Below are 13,388 nucleotides of genomic sequence, written 5' to 3' on the forward strand. Positions count from 1 at the left end.
GCTGCTCCACCCCGCGTCCGTAATTTTTTCCAAAGTGGCCGAGCAGTAGCCAGTTCGAATCGTCTTCATCAGCTATCAACCGAAGGTTGTCATCGATGTCGACACTCAGATGGTTGCGGGGGCCAGATTTGAACTGACGACCTTCGGGTTATGAGCCCGACGAGCTACCGAGCTGCTCCACCCCGCGTCTGAGGTCGCCAATAATAGGCTCCAACGCTGAGATTGCAAGTAATTATCCTAAAAAAAGTTTACCAGGGGATTAAACCATCACATGTTGTGTTCTTTTGCAACAAACCGTAGTTTTTTCAGTCAACTAGGTGCCGACCTTGCCACTCAAGGCCCTCGCCTGCCAGGCTGCGCTACCGGCTCCGGCGTGCCACATACCCCTCTCTATGTATGGAAAAGCCCGCATCTATACAACGCGGGCTTACTCCCTGGCTTGCCACTGTGCGACTCAGGCCAGCTGGTGCAGCACGCTGGTCGCCGCTATCTGGGCGATGATGAGACCGCACAGGGTCACGGACAACACCACAGGGGCCGTCTCCTGCTGCCGGTAGATAGGGCTGAACCAGAGCAGCAGGGCGGCAATGAGCAAGCCCGCCTGGGTCAGCACCCCGGGGATCAGGGCATCGAGCCCAGCGCCATTGTCCTGCCCGCTCACCAGCACCGCCAGCCAGATCAGGCTCAGCATGGCGGCCAACAGCCCCGCCAGCGGCAGCAGCAGGTTGAATGCCTGCAGGCGGTGGCGGGCACGCAGCAGCATCAGGTGGGCGAAGGCCGAGCCCAGCAGCACCATCTGCAGCACACCATTCAGCCAGCCCTGGATCTGCAGCAGACCCAGGCCATAGAGAGCGAGCGGCATGGCGGGCAGCCACAGCAGGGTGGCGGGAATGGCACGCTTGCCCTCGAGGCGGGACTGGGCCAGGGAAAGCACTATCCCCAGGATCAGGGCGGCGCCCCCGCACCAGGGAAGCCAGCCGGTCACCCCGGCTTCAATTCCCAGCATCAGGGAGAGGCCGGTGATCACCCAGATGGAGAAGAGCTGGTTGGTGATCCGCGAGCGCTGGCCCGGGCAGAGATCCCCACGCCACAAGACGATCCCGAGCGCGATCAAGGCCCCCAGGGCCATCAGGCCGGTCAGGGAAAAGAGCCAAAAAGGAAGTTGGACGAACATAGGGTCTCCGGCAGCAAACAGAGGACAGGACCAAGAGGCCCCGGCAGCAAAAATGAGGGGCGAGTATACCCAAACCCGCCCCTATTCCCAACGCCTGCGAGACTAGCTCTGGCCGCGGGCCAGGGCCACCACCCGTGCAAACATCTGCTTGAGCATGGGGGGAATGTGTTCGCTGCCAAGGCGCTCCGCCTCCTCCACCACGGCCAGCGCCATGCCGGGCTTGCTGCGGTGATGAATGGCCTTGGAGATGATGCGCCCGGCGTTGAGGGTGGAGCGCCCACCGACACCCGCCTCGCGCCGAAACACCGCCTCGAATCCGTTCTGGTAGAGGTAGTGCTCTATGTCCGCCGAGGGCAACTGGGTCAGCCGGTCCCGTTCACGCTCCCCCTTGAGCAGGGAACGAGCCGAGCTCGCGTACTTGGCGCCCGCCTCGTCGCCGTCGGTGAGCAGGTGCCACTCGATGCCGAAGTCACGGGCCACCTTGATGAGAGGGGCCTGACCGCACTGGGCAAACTCGATGATGCGCACCCCCTCCGCCCGCAGGCTGTAGCCACAGATCTGGGCGAGCTCGGAGAGCAGCCAGATCTCTGTCTCCCCCTCCACCAGCAACCAGCAGCGGGCAAACATCGACATGGGTCTGTTGATCCGCACGTGGAAGGCGATTTTGCGCAGGTCATCGCTGCTGTAACGTTCCCCCCCCAACTGGTGGCAGAGGATGTCATGCTGGCGTCGCACCAGGCGGCGCACCTGATTGAGCGGCAGGGAAGAGAGCAGGTCCCCCGAGTTGGTGGTGAGCAGCTTCTGACCGGGCAACTGCTCGAGCAGGCCCCAGGCCAGTGCCAGCATGGTGGGGTGCAGGCGACTCTCGGGATCTTCCAGCATCAGGATGGGCCTGGCCCCCTCCTCCAGCTCGCGGTTGCCGCGGGCATGGAGCAGCATGGCGGCCATGCCCGCCATGGCCAGTTGCAGGGCCCGGTTATCGGCATTGCGCAGCAGCACCTGCAAGTTGCCGGGATTGCGCAGGGTCATGGGGCGATTGACGATCTCCCGCTGGCTGCGGGGCTTGTGTTTGATGGGGGCCAGGGCGCTGAAGTAGTGCTCCATCAACTGCTGTACTGCCTGCAGCGCCTCTTTCAGCTCGGGTTCGCCGATGCGCTGGGGCTCATCGGTCAACTTGCCGGCGAGCTCCCCGAGTCGCTGCTCGGAGAGATCGTCCCAGGGCAGCCGCTCTATGCCGTCGCGGGCGGTACGGGCATCCCGCAGCCGGAACACCGGGTTCATGGTGATGAGCAGCCGCACCAGCTCTTCGTTGTTGTCGATGGCCAGGCTCTTGCCAATTCCATCGAGAAAATCATGGGTGCTCTGCACGCTGCCGTCGTCCTGCAGTTCGGCGCTGGCGCGATAGTGCACCCGGTGGAACTTGTCCTTGTGGGGGATCCAGGCCGAACCCAGGCGCGCCAATCGGCGGGAGTGCTGGCACATCTGGGGGCGGTACTCGCTGAAGGTGAGCACCAGTTGCAGGGTGCGCGACGGGCTCAGCTCGGGGTCTTCGGGCTGATGGAAATCATCGCGACTGAATTGATAGGGTTCGGCATCCCCCAGCAGGCACCAGAGGGCACGCAGCAGGCTGGACTTGCCCCAGGCGTTCTCACCGATGAGAACCGTGGTGTGATCCAGCCCGAGCGAGAGCCGATTTATCCCGCGAAAACCTTTGACTTCAATGCGTTCCAGAAACATGCGGCCATATCCAGTCCATCCTGATGGCGCAATAGTGGCAAAGTTGCCGGAAAAATCCTATCGGGTCTTGGGGTTTTCAGCGGGAACTGTGAGGCACTGCGGGTTCGGGTGGGGTGGGAACAGAGATGCGGTCTTGCGGAGCATTCCAGTGGCTGAACCAGAGGTGGCGGGTGCGGGTCTGACGTTTGCGATGATTCAATGGGCATTCCTTTTTGTGGGTAAGAGGCAGAGGGTACACCTCTTTTACCCAGAGTCTCAGCGTTATCTGTGACAGGAGAATGACAATTGTGCGCGCCACTGCCCCGGGCTCAGGCCAAAGGCCTCCCGAAAACGATTACCAAAGTGGGCCTGGGAGGAGAAGCCGCACTGGGCTGCGATGCTGGCCAGGGGATCGCTTCCTGCCAGCAGCTGCTTGGCCCGCTGGAGCCTGAGCCCCAGCAGGTAACGATGGGGCGGGCAGCCCAGGCTCTGGCCGAACATACGGGCAAAATGGTATTCGCTCAGGCCAGCCTCCCGGGCAAGATCGCTCAAGGTCACGGAGTCCGCCAGGTGGGACCGCAGATACTCCTGCACCCGCCGGACAACGACGGGCGCCAGGCCGCCCCGCACCTCCGGCAGGCTGGGCGCCTCCCGGGTATGGTGACGGTAGGCGTGCAACATCAGCATCCAGGCACCGTGGGAGAGCGCCATGCGATCGACCCCGTGCTGCCAGTCCAGCTTCATCAGCTGTGCCTGCACCAGGGCCGCGACCTGGGGATCCTCGATGAAGGTCTTGTCCTGCAACACCAGGTGGCGCCCCTCCTTGTCGCACACCTGCTCGGCGATGCGGGTGAAGTGGGCGGGAGTGAAGTAGAGGTGGAAGAAGCGAAACTCCTCGCGTACCAGCCATTCGGATCTGTGGTGATCCGGCATGATGCACACCTTGCCGGTACCGCCATGGCCGCCGGGACCATCGAGGCGCTCGGTCTGCTCGCCCCCCTGCAGATAGACGCTGATGGTGTGGTGACCCGGCTTGTGGTAGCGGGTCTGATCGTAGCGGTTGCGCCAACTGGCCACCCCGAGCCCGGGCTCCAGCCAGCAGGAATCCTCCAGCCGCGCCCCCGTGCTGACCAGGGCATCAAACACCCCCGCCTGTCGTCTCTGCTGCACCTGTCTGCCCCATCCTTGTTCCCGTGCCGTCATCTTATCGCGGCGGCTCGCCAAGCGCTGCTGCCGGCCACAAAAAACCGCAAGATGGTGCAAGCCAGCTCACGCCGTCCGATCCATGCTGATCCCCATGTCACTCTCCTTTTCATCGGATCCGCTTATGAATCTCCTGCTGTATGTTTCCACCGTCCTCATCTGGGGCAGTACCTGGATCGCCATCGCCTGGCAGCTCGGCCCCATTCCCATCGAGGTCTCGGTGCTCTATCGCTTCGCCCTGGCGGCGCTGGCGCTGTTTGCCCTGCTCACGGTGAGCGGCAGGTTCCCTCGCCTGCCCTGGGCCGGACAGCGTTATGCGGCCCTGCTCGGCGCCCTGCTCTTCTCCACCAACTTTCTCTGCTTCTATCACGCCACCCTCTATATACCGAGCGGTCTGTCGGCGGTGATCTTCGCCAGCGCCAGCATCTTCAACGGCCTCAACCTCTGGCTGTTCGAGGGCAAGCGTCCCGGCCTGCGCTGGTTGCAGGGGTCACTGCTGGGCCTATTTGGTACCCTGCTGCTGTTCTGGCCCGTGCTGGCAGATGCGCAATTGGGTGCAAACGGCTGGAAGGGGCTGCTCTTCGCCTGCGGCGGCACCCTCTGCTTCTCCCTCGGGAACCTTGTCTCTGCCCGTGGCCAGCGTCAGGGTTACCAGGTGTTGCAGATGGTGCCCTGGGGCATGGTGTACGGAGTGGCGCTGCTGCTGGGCTGGGTCATGGTACTCGGCCAGTCGCTGACCCTGCCGACCGAGCCCCGCTACCTCGCGGCCATGGTCTATCTGGCCATCTTCGGCTCCGTCATCGCCTTCACCGCCTACCTCACCCTGGTGGGGCGCATCGGCGCCAGCAAGGCCGCCTATGCCACCGTGCTGTTTCCCCTGGTAGCGCTCAGCCTCTCCACCCTGTATGAGGGTTTCGTCTGGCAGACGGTCTCCATCATGGGGGTGGTGGTGAGCCTCATCGGCAACCTGGTGATCTTCGCCCCGCCCGTCAAGACGTGGCGCTGGCCGTTATCGAGGGCTGCAAACGGTACTTGCCCCTGATGCCACCAGCCCCTAAGGTAACGGCTCCCTACAGAGGATGACCGGAGAGACGATGTTACTGGAAGGGCTGGAGACACTCTGCCTGCTGGCGAGCGAGGGCACCATGGCCAAGGTCGCGAGTCGCCTCTATATCAGCCAGTCGGCGGTGAGCAAACGCATCACCCAGCTGGAGCAGCGCCTTGGCAAGCGGCTCATCGAGCCGGATGGCCGCCAGATCCGGCTCACCCCCCAGGCCCGGGAGCTGCTCGCCCGGGTAGCCCCGAGCCTCGCGGAGATGAAGGGGGTGCTGGCGGACAGCCAAACCCTCACCGACAAGACTCCCTTGCCTGTCGCCTGCTCCGAAACCCTGCTGGCGGGCTACCTCGCCCGCTTCATGCACGACTACCTGGGCCGGGATCCCCACCTTGCCCTCTCCACTCACCATACGCCGGTGATCCTGACGCGGGTACGCGGGGGGGACGCCCTGCTTGGCATCTGTGCCGGTCGCCTGCCCCCCGGTCACGGCCTGTGCGCCGAGCTGCTGCTGGAAGAGCCCTTCTATCTGGTGGGGGACGATGGGGATGAGGTGGTGCAGCCGGATCATCAGATCGCCTTGCAAGCAACATTGACTGGCAAGCTGAGCGAGGCAGAGGTGAATGAGGAATTATTGGCGCAGGAGAAGGTGCGCAAGATACTCACCATGGATCTGGAGAACCCCTCCAATCGCTATCTGCGGGATCCCCTGGCCGCGCTCGGGTTGGTGCCGGCCATGGAGCTCGACTCCTACCTGGCGCTGATCGAGCTGGCCAAGGCCGGCATAGGCCCCGTACTGTTGCCGGCCGGTCTGCTGGCCCTGGTGGGGGATCAGGGGAAACGGGCGCGCGCCCTGCCGGGGCTGGCGCGCCCACTGCACCTGGTCTATCGCCCAAGCAGCCTGAAACGGGCGCGCATCCAGCGCTTGGTCGAGGAGATCCGGGCCCATTTCGCCCGGGTGAGCCAAGGCTAGAGCTGACTCAGACCAGCCAGCTGAACAGCTCGGGGTACTGACTCCACACCAGCTTGGCGGACATCAGCAGGGAGACGGTCACCAGCAGCGGCTTGATGAGCTTGACCCCTTTCTTGAGCACCAGCTTGGAACCGAAGCGGGCCCCGATGAACTGACCCAACGCCATGCAAAAACCGACGCTCCACACCACCTTGCCACCGAGGGCGAAGAACAGCAGGGAGGCGATGTTGGAGGTGAAGTTGAGCAACTTGGTGTGGGCCGTGGCCCGCGCCATGCCAAAGCCCGCCAGCGCCACGAAGCCGATGGCAAAGAAGGACCCGGTGCCGGGACCAAAGAAGCCGTCATAGAAGCCGACCCCGCCCCCCACCAGCAGGGCGAACATCATGGGGGTGAGGCGGCGCTGGCTCTCCGCATCGCTCACCCTGGGGGAGAAGTAGAAGTAACAGGCAAACGCCACCAGCAGGAAGGGCAGCAGCCGCTCCAGGATGGCGGCGTCTATGGTCTGCACCGCCAGAGTGCCGAGGGCCGCGCCGATGAAGGTGCAAATGACTGCCGGCCAGATGATGCCCCACTCCAGCAACCCACGGCGGGCATAGAACCAGGTGGCGGAGAAGGAGCCGAAACTGCTCTGCAACTTGTTGGTGCCAAGCACCAGGGCGGGCGGCATGCCGGTGGCGAGCAGGGCCGGCACCGTCAGCAGGCCGCCGCCTCCGGCGATGGCGTCGATAAAGCCGGCGATGAGAGCAACCCCGAACAGGGCAACCAGGGTGAGCAGTTCCAGTTCCATCCATAAACCTCGTGTGATGTGGCCACCTGCGGCAATCCCGGGTGTCCTGTTTGAGCACAATGCAGGTCGCTATCCTAACGGGGGCGGGCTCATGAGGCTAACGAAACAATGGCAGCCAATTGATTCCTGATTTTCATCAGTCTGCCCCGGTGGCTCAGGCAGCGTCCGATCCCTGCAGGAGAGGGTCAGCCAGTCCAGCGCCCTCCCCCTTGATCGCCTCCAGGGCCTGCAACAGCGAGTTTTCGTCCTCGCCCGGGGCCCGGCTCACCCGGCCCGCCATATAGCGGCTGCTGAACAGGGTTAAGCCAGCGCTGCCTCGCCCCGCTGAGCGTCAGACTCGGCAACCTCCCCCTTGATCGTCTCCAGGGCCTGCAACAGCGGGGTCTCGTCCTCGCCCGGGGCCCGGCTGACTCGGCCCGCCATATAACGGCTGCTGAACAGATTGAACCAGTGCTGCAACGCCTGCCCTGCCTGCAGCTCCCCGGCCACCTCCAACACGCAGGCCGCCACCTCGGCGGTACACAGATGCTCATCACAGTGAGCGACTCGCATGCCATAGGTGGAGAGTGTATCCGGCCGCACCGACAGCACCGGGAAACCATCCAGATAGGGGCTCATGTTGAACATCTTGCGCGCCTCGGGCCAGGTGCCGTCCAGCAGGATGAAGAGCGGCTTCTTGCCTGGGACCAGGGCCACCTGCTCGGTCACCCGGGCCGGGTTCTTCTCGCAGGCAGGAAACACCACATAGGGCTGCCAGACGGGATCCGCCAATAGGGCCAGCAACTCGGGATGGGGCTTTGTGCGCTGCCAGAGAAAGGCCCAGGTGGTCTGGGGCAAGACGTCGGCGATGAGACGGCCGGTATTGGACGGCTTCATGGGCTCGCTGTCATACATCAGCAGGCAGAAGCCCGCCTCGGCCTTGAGTTCGGGGCGCCACTCGCAGGCACACCAGGCATGACGCAGCTGGCAGGCCTCGCAGCGGGGCACGCTGCCGCCACGGGCGAGAAAGGGACGGGTTGAGATGCTCTTGCGCCAGATGCGCAGGCGATTGACGGCATGATCGGGGATGGGCTTCATGGGGCGCGGCTCGGCGACAGGGTCTGCGGGAAAAAGGGGGCAGATTGTAGCGGGCGGGTCTGCCGGGAGCAAGGTGCGCAGCATCTGCCCAGCCAGGCGCACAGGCCCGACGCACCGCTCTATACTTGGTCCTCATCCCATCATCCCACGCACGGGAAGGCCGATGGGACAAGGAGGACAAGATGGCAGAACCAGACATGGCCAGGGAGCACGCCCTGGCCGAAGGATCCACCTTTACCTGGCACGAGCTCTATGTGCCGGATGGCGAGGCCGGGATCCGCTTCTACGCCGAAGTGCTCGGCTGGGAGAGCCAGCTCATGGAGATGGAGGGAGGCAACTACCCCATGCTGGTGGTCAATGGCCGACCGGTGGCCGGAGTACAGTCCACCCGGAACAACCCCCAGATGGCTGGCGTGCCGCCCCACTGGGCGACCTACATAGCGGTGGATGACGTCGATGCCAGGCTGGCCAAAGTGACCCGGCATGGCGGCAGCCTGGTGGTGCCCGCCATGGACATCCCCACCGTCGGGCGCATGGCGCTCATCGCCGATCCGCAAGGGGCGCACATCTGGCTGTTCACCCCATTCCCCGGGGATTGCCAGCAACCCTGAGGGCCATGACGACAGCGCTACATTGGCGCTCATTGCCAATCCACAAGGGGCGCACATCTGGCTGTTCACTCCATTCCCCGGGGATTGCCAGCAACCCTGAGAGTCATGACGACAGCGCTACATTGGCGCTCATTGCCAATCCGCAAGGGGCGCACATCTGGCTGTTCACTCCATTCCCCGGGGATTGCCAGCAACCCTGAGGGCCATGCAACACCGCAAAAACGACAGAGGGGCCCTTGGGCCCCTCGCTTGTTGATATGCCTTGTCGGCACCCTCAGACGGGGCGCAGATTCTGCTCGAGGAAGGCCGCGAAGCTGTGGCCGTGATGCTCCAAGAGTTTCGGGAACATGGAGATGGAGGTCATGCCCGGGAAGGTGTTGATCTCGTTGAGCAGTATCTCGCCATCCTCGGTCAGGAAGAAGTCGATGCGTGACAGATGGGTCAACTTCAGCTGGCGGAAAGCCTTGAGGGAGTAGGCATGGATGGCGTCAGACTGAGCCTGGGTCAGGCCTTCGGCCTTGAGCGCGGTCTCGGTGTGGCTGGCACTGCTGTACTTCTCCTCATAGGTGTAGAACTTGTCCTGGGGCACGCAGATCTCCCCGGGATAGGTGGCCACCAGCTCGTCACCGTACTGGTAGACAGCCACTTCCAGCTCGCGGGGCTTGACCGCCTTCTCGATCAGCACCTGCTCGGAGTAACCGAAGGCATCCTTGATCCCCTGCACCAGCTCGGCCTCGTTGCTGGCGGAGTAGCAGCCCACGGATGACCCTTGCGAGGCCGCCTTGATAAACACCTTGCCCCACTTGGCCAGTGCGGCTCTCGCCTCGGCGAACGCCTCGTCGCCCTGCTCGGTCAAAAACAGATAAGGGGTGTTGGGGATGCCGATGGCGGAGAGCCACAGCTTGGTGCTGATTTTGTTGAAGCAGATCTTGCTCGCCTCGGCATCACACCCCAGATAGGGCAGGCCCGCCAGCTCGAGGAAGGATTGCAGATCGCCGGTCTCGCCCGGATAGCCGTGGATGCAGGGCACCACGTAGTCCACCGGACGGGCCACGCTGTCAAAGGAGAGCAGCTTGTCCAGCCCCAGCTTGCACTCGCGGCCGTCGGCACTGAGCCAGCGGTCGGCGAACATCTCGACCCGGGTCACTTCGACCCCAGGCAAAAGACCGAGCTGTTGTTCGAGGAAATTGGCACTGCGCAGAGAGACTTCGTGCTCGGCGCCACCGCCGCCGCACAGCAGCAAGACATGCATGTTCTTCATTAGATGTGATCCCTTGGGAGAAGCGGCTTCGTCATGGCCGGGGAAAATTCGGCTGCGCGACCTGCGCACCAAACAACGGGCGAAGCCAGATACGAACATAAGTGCGGCCAGTGTAGCAAGGGAGAGGAAGCCTTGTCAGCCGATGGGGACGCCATCCCCCCATACTGGCCCGTAAAAAGCGGCGCCTGTGTCAAAAACGGGACGAAACGGACTCAGCGAGGGGGATCGACCCGACCGGCGCCATTGCCATTGACCCGAAACCAGCCGGCGATGCTGTAGCGCTCCTCGCTCGCGGGCAGCACCTCGTGGGGAAACTCCTCCGACAGGAAGAGCACCAGGCGCCCCCCCTTGGGGGAGACATCCATCAGAAACTGCTCGTCGTTGTCATAGACCCGCAGCACACCCCCCGCCTGGGGCTGCCAGCCGTTGTTCAAGTAGAACACCGAGGTGAGACGGCGGTTGGATCGTCCGGCAAAGGCGTCGCGATGAGTCGCATAGAAGTCACCGCGGCGGTAGCGGGCGAAGTGGGCCTCGTAGTCGAACAGCCCCAGCATCAGGTTGCGATTGGCCGCCAGACGCAGGGACTCCATGCGGGCCAGATAGTCGGCCACGGGGGCGCCCTGATCAGGATCCAGCCAGTGGATCTGATCCCGGCGGATCTCCGGGTTGCCCTGATGCAGCCCCTCCCGCCCTATCCCCGCAGGTTGCCACTCATCGGGCAGGCAGGCCCGCAAGGCATCCACCTCGGCGGCGGTTAAGAAATCATCCACAATCACCCATCCCCGGGTGTAAATGGCATCCATGACGGCTTGATAGTCCAAGATTGACTCGCAGCGAGTGGAGAGAGTGCGCTTTGTAGCGACTTCCCCCCCTTGGCACAAACCGGATTGCTTCTCTTGAGAAGTCCCGCCATCAATAGGATCAGTCGTGGTTTCCCCTTGCCCCGCCGCTCCGGGCCCGTTAACGTGCAAGCAGCGCCCGACACGGGCCTTCCCCTTGCATCCACGGCCCAGGAGAACCCCATGCCCTTGCCCCCAATTCCCCTGCAACGACTCGATGGCAGCGAGTTCCCGAGAGACGCCCTGCAAGGGAAGGTCCTGCTGGTGGTCAACGTGGCCAGCCGCTGCGGCTTCACCCCCCAATACACGGGGCTGGAGGCCCTTCACCGCCAGTTTGGCCCTGAGGGACTGGTGATCCTGGGCTTTCCCTGCGATCAGTTCGGTCACCAGGAGCCCGGGGATGCCGAGGAGATAGCCCGCTTCTGCCAGGTGGATTACCCGGTGAGCTTCCCCCTGATGGCCAAGTGCGAGGTCAACGGCGAGCAGGCCCACCCCTTCTATCGCTGGCTCAAGCAGCGAAAGCCCGGGCTGCTCGGCAGCGAGGCCATCAAGTGGAACTTCACCAAGTTCCTGCTCGATCGGGAGAGCCGGGTGGTGGACCGCTTCGCCCCCCAGACCAAGCCCGAGGATCTGGCGGGGGCCATCCAGGCGCTGCTGTGAGCGGGGCACCCCGTGCGACAGGCTGGCGTGGCCCCTCTCCCATCAGTTGGCCGCCCCTCGGTGTTCCGGGTCCTCATTCGTGACGCCGTTACTGCGTGTCCTCGTCACTTCTGCTATATTACGCGCCCATTATCTTTTTCGTGTCGTAGCGCCCGCGGGACGGGCCTGAAGGGATCAGGCCGTGTCCTGACCCGCTACCCACCTTCTTCCATGTCGTGACGGGCCAAGGCTGCCGTCACCCGTTGAGCCCAAGGCTCGGAGTTTCTCTCGAACATGTCATTCAATGAACTGGGTCTGTCACCGCACATCCTGCGGGCCGTCAAGGAGCTGGGTTACGAACAACCCACCCCCATCCAGCAGCAAGCCATCCCGGCCATTCTGGCCGGTCAGGACGTGCTGGGCGGTGCCCAGACAGGGACAGGCAAGACGGCCGGTTTCACCCTGCCCATGTTGCACCGTCTGCTGGCCAACCACGGCCGTGGCGGTCGCCGTCAGGTTCGCGCCCTGGTGCTGACCCCGACCCGGGAGCTCGCCGCCCAGGTGGGCGAGAGCATCATCAAGTACGCCCATCATCTGCCGTTCCGTACCCTGATCGCCTACGGCGGCGTCAGCATCAAGCCGAACCTGGACGCCATCAAGCTCGGGGTCGACATCCTGGTCGCCACCCCGGGCCGCCTGCTGGATCTGCTGACCCAGGGGGCACTCACCCTGAGCGCCCTAGAAGTGCTGGTGCTGGATGAAGCGGATCGCATGCTCGACATGGGTTTCATCACCGACATTCGCCGCATCATGAATGCGTTGCCGGAAGAGCGTCAGACGCTGCTGTTCTCCGCCACCTTCTCAAACGACATCAAGGCGCTGGCAGACGATCTGCTCAATGACCCCACCCTGATCGAGGTGGATCCCAGCAACACCGCCGCCGATCAGGTGACCCAGCGCGTCATCCAGGTCGACCGGGAGCGCCGTCGCGAGATGCTCTCCCACATGATCGGCCGTGGCAACTGGCAGCGGGTGCTGGTGTTCGTGCGTACCAAGCAGATCGCCGACCGCCTCGCCCAGCAGATGCAAAAGGATGGTCTCAATACCGTCGCCATTCACGGCGACAAGAGCCAGGGTGCCCGCAACCGGGCGCTGGCCGATTTCCGCGAGGGCAAGGTGCGGGTGCTGGTCGCCACCGACATCGCCGCCAGAGGCCTGGACATCGATCAGCTGCCCCATGTGATCAACTTCGAGCTGCCCCAGATGGCGGAGGATTACATCCACCGCATCGGCCGCACCGGTCGCGCCGGCCGTGGTGGCGAAGCCATCTCCCTGGTGAGCCAGGACGAGCTGGGCCAGCTCAAGGATATCGAGGCCCTGATCGGCCAATCCCTGACCGTGGAGATCATGGAAGGGTACGAGCCGAGCGGCAAACCGAGCCGCCAGACCCTGCCAGGCAGCAAGCCGGTGCAAAACCCGCCCCGTGCCCGCGGCCATGCCAACGCCAAGAGCAACAATGCCAAGGGCAAGCCTGACGCGGCCAAAGGCAAGGGCAAGGCCAAAGGGGACGGCCCCAAGAAGCCGGCCCCGGCTCGCAAGCGCGAGGTCGTGGGGGAAGACATCGGCTTCACCCCCATGCGCCGCCTGCCCAAGGCCCAGCGCGACGACTATCAGGACAACTCCAGCGAGGAGTGAGGCAACCCCCTGCCGACCTGACACAAAAAAACCGCCCACTTCGGGCGGTTTTTTTATGCTCTGACGCCCTTAACCGGCGGCCAAGGCCATGTGCAGCAGGGGATAGGGCTTGCCCTGACCATCCAGGGGAGAGCGCCCCGTCACCCCGAAACCCAGGTGCTGATAGAAGCCGAGGGCCTGGGCATTCTGCTCGTTGACATCCACCCTTCTCGCCCCTTGCCGCTGGATGGCGTGGGCCACCAGCAGGCGGCCGACCCCGCTTCCTCTCGCCTCGGGGGCGATGAAGAGCATCTCGAGGTATTTTATCTAGTGATAAAATACCTCTCACAATTACATCTAGCGGGAATTCAGATAATAAG

The 13,388-nt window shown here is 63.8% G+C and carries 12 protein-coding genes, 1 tRNA gene and 1 pseudogene; 5 read left to right on the plus strand and 9 right to left on the minus strand.

All coding sequences use genetic code 11. The features are described from left to right. Window positions 1–110 precede the first annotated feature (110 nt). The 4 genes from BN1127_RS00570 to BN1127_RS00585 form a co-directional block, all read right to left on the minus strand. Window positions 111–187 (minus strand) — tRNA-Met (locus BN1127_RS00570). 267 nt (window positions 188–454) lie between these two features. Continuing rightward, the gene (locus BN1127_RS00575; RefSeq protein WP_005329358.1) at window positions 455–1,174 is read right to left on the minus strand and encodes a hypothetical protein; all 720 of its coding nucleotides are present in this window, start codon (window positions 1,172–1,174) and stop codon (window positions 455–457) included. Between the two features lie 102 nt (window positions 1,175–1,276). Then, window positions 1,277–2,911: an ATP-dependent endonuclease gene (locus tag BN1127_RS00580; protein ID WP_042648114.1), complete on the minus strand. Its 1,635-nt coding sequence runs from the start codon at window positions 2,909–2,911 to the stop codon at window positions 1,277–1,279. Between the two features lie 261 nt (window positions 2,912–3,172). After that, window positions 3,173–4,093, minus strand: coding sequence for a helix-turn-helix domain-containing protein (locus tag BN1127_RS00585; RefSeq protein WP_042648115.1), 921 nt, complete (start codon window positions 4,091–4,093; stop codon window positions 3,173–3,175). A gap of 124 nt (window positions 4,094–4,217) precedes the next feature. Between BN1127_RS00585 and BN1127_RS00590 the strand changes: the two genes are divergently transcribed. Together BN1127_RS00590 and BN1127_RS00595 are read left to right on the plus strand one after the other, a co-directional pair. Beyond that, on the plus strand, window positions 4,218–5,135 hold the full coding sequence (locus BN1127_RS00590; RefSeq protein WP_042648116.1) for a DMT family transporter: 918 nt from the start codon (window positions 4,218–4,220) through the stop codon (window positions 5,133–5,135). A 52-nt stretch (window positions 5,136–5,187) separates the two neighbouring features. After that, window positions 5,188–6,120: a LysR family transcriptional regulator gene (locus BN1127_RS00595; protein ID WP_042648117.1), complete on the plus strand. Its 933-nt coding sequence runs from the start codon at window positions 5,188–5,190 to the stop codon at window positions 6,118–6,120. Window positions 6,121–6,127: 7 nt separating this feature from the next. Here BN1127_RS00595 and BN1127_RS00600 read toward each other — a convergent pair whose 3' ends face one another. Beyond that, the gene (locus BN1127_RS00600) at window positions 6,128–6,907 is read right to left on the minus strand and encodes a TSUP family transporter (RefSeq protein ID WP_042648118.1); all 780 of its coding nucleotides are present in this window, start codon (window positions 6,905–6,907) and stop codon (window positions 6,128–6,130) included. A 300-nt stretch (window positions 6,908–7,207) separates the two neighbouring features. Further along, window positions 7,208–7,984, minus strand: a complete 777-nt coding sequence (locus tag BN1127_RS00605) for a tRNA-uridine aminocarboxypropyltransferase (RefSeq protein WP_042648119.1) — start codon at window positions 7,982–7,984, stop codon at window positions 7,208–7,210. 182 nt (window positions 7,985–8,166) lie between these two features. On the opposite strand from BN1127_RS00605, the gene BN1127_RS00610 reads away from it, so the two are divergent. Beyond that, entirely contained in the window at window positions 8,167–8,595 is a 429-nt protein-coding gene (locus BN1127_RS00610) for a VOC family protein (protein WP_042648120.1), read from the plus strand. A 274-nt stretch (window positions 8,596–8,869) separates the two neighbouring features. Here the strand turns inward: BN1127_RS00610 and BN1127_RS00615 are convergent, their stop codons facing one another. Together BN1127_RS00615 and BN1127_RS00620 are read right to left on the minus strand one after the other, a co-directional pair. After that, entirely contained in the window at window positions 8,870–9,856 is a 987-nt protein-coding gene (locus tag BN1127_RS00615; RefSeq protein ID WP_042648121.1) for a D-alanine--D-alanine ligase, read from the minus strand. Window positions 9,857–10,068: 212 nt separating this feature from the next. Beyond that, entirely contained in the window at window positions 10,069–10,677 is a 609-nt protein-coding gene (locus tag BN1127_RS00620; RefSeq protein WP_042648122.1) for a 2OG-Fe(II) oxygenase, read from the minus strand. 201 nt (window positions 10,678–10,878) lie between these two features. On the opposite strand from BN1127_RS00620, the gene BN1127_RS00625 reads away from it, so the two are divergent. Next, window positions 10,879–11,355, plus strand: coding sequence for a glutathione peroxidase (locus BN1127_RS00625; RefSeq protein ID WP_042648123.1), 477 nt, complete (start codon window positions 10,879–10,881; stop codon window positions 11,353–11,355). 273 nt (window positions 11,356–11,628) lie between these two features. Then, window positions 11,629–13,029 (plus strand): DEAD/DEAH box helicase, encoded by a 1,401-nt coding sequence (locus tag BN1127_RS00630; protein WP_042648124.1) that lies wholly within the window; start codon window positions 11,629–11,631, stop codon window positions 13,027–13,029. A 69-nt stretch (window positions 13,030–13,098) separates the two neighbouring features. Here the strand turns inward: BN1127_RS00630 and BN1127_RS00635 are convergent. Continuing rightward, a pseudogene (locus BN1127_RS00635) lies at window positions 13,099–13,326 on the minus strand (GNAT family N-acetyltransferase); the annotation flags it as partial. Between the last annotated feature and the right edge of the window lie 62 nt (window positions 13,327–13,388).

This window comes from Aeromonas media, from assembly GCF_000819985.1.
Lineage (GTDB): Bacteria > Pseudomonadota > Gammaproteobacteria > Enterobacterales > Aeromonadaceae > Aeromonas > Aeromonas media.

Bases quoted from the DNA above. Each gene is read 5' to 3' on its own strand.
- BN1127_RS00585 (WP_042648115.1), bottom strand. From the start codon at position 4,093: ATGACGGCACGGGAACAAGGATGGGGCAGACAGGTGCAGCAGAGACGA.
- BN1127_RS00610 (WP_042648120.1), top strand. From the start codon at position 8,167: ATGGCAGAACCAGACATGGCCAGGGAGCACGCCCTGGCCGAAGGATCC.
- BN1127_RS00615 (WP_042648121.1), bottom strand. From the start codon at position 9,856: ATGAAGAACATGCATGTCTTGCTGCTGTGCGGCGGCGGTGGCGCCGAG.
- BN1127_RS00600 (WP_042648118.1), bottom strand. From the start codon at position 6,907: ATGGAACTGGAACTGCTCACCCTGGTTGCCCTGTTCGGGGTTGCTCTC.
- BN1127_RS00580 (WP_042648114.1), bottom strand. From the start codon at position 2,911: ATGTTTCTGGAACGCATTGAAGTCAAAGGTTTTCGCGGGATAAATCGG.
- BN1127_RS00575 (WP_005329358.1), bottom strand. From the start codon at position 1,174: ATGTTCGTCCAACTTCCTTTTTGGCTCTTTTCCCTGACCGGCCTGATG.
- BN1127_RS00590 (WP_042648116.1), top strand. From the start codon at position 4,218: ATGAATCTCCTGCTGTATGTTTCCACCGTCCTCATCTGGGGCAGTACC.
- BN1127_RS00630 (WP_042648124.1), top strand. From the start codon at position 11,629: ATGTCATTCAATGAACTGGGTCTGTCACCGCACATCCTGCGGGCCGTC.
- BN1127_RS00595 (WP_042648117.1), top strand. From the start codon at position 5,188: ATGTTACTGGAAGGGCTGGAGACACTCTGCCTGCTGGCGAGCGAGGGC.
- BN1127_RS00605 (WP_042648119.1), bottom strand. From the start codon at position 7,984: ATGAAGCCCATCCCCGATCATGCCGTCAATCGCCTGCGCATCTGGCGC.
- BN1127_RS00625 (WP_042648123.1), top strand. From the start codon at position 10,879: ATGCCCTTGCCCCCAATTCCCCTGCAACGACTCGATGGCAGCGAGTTC.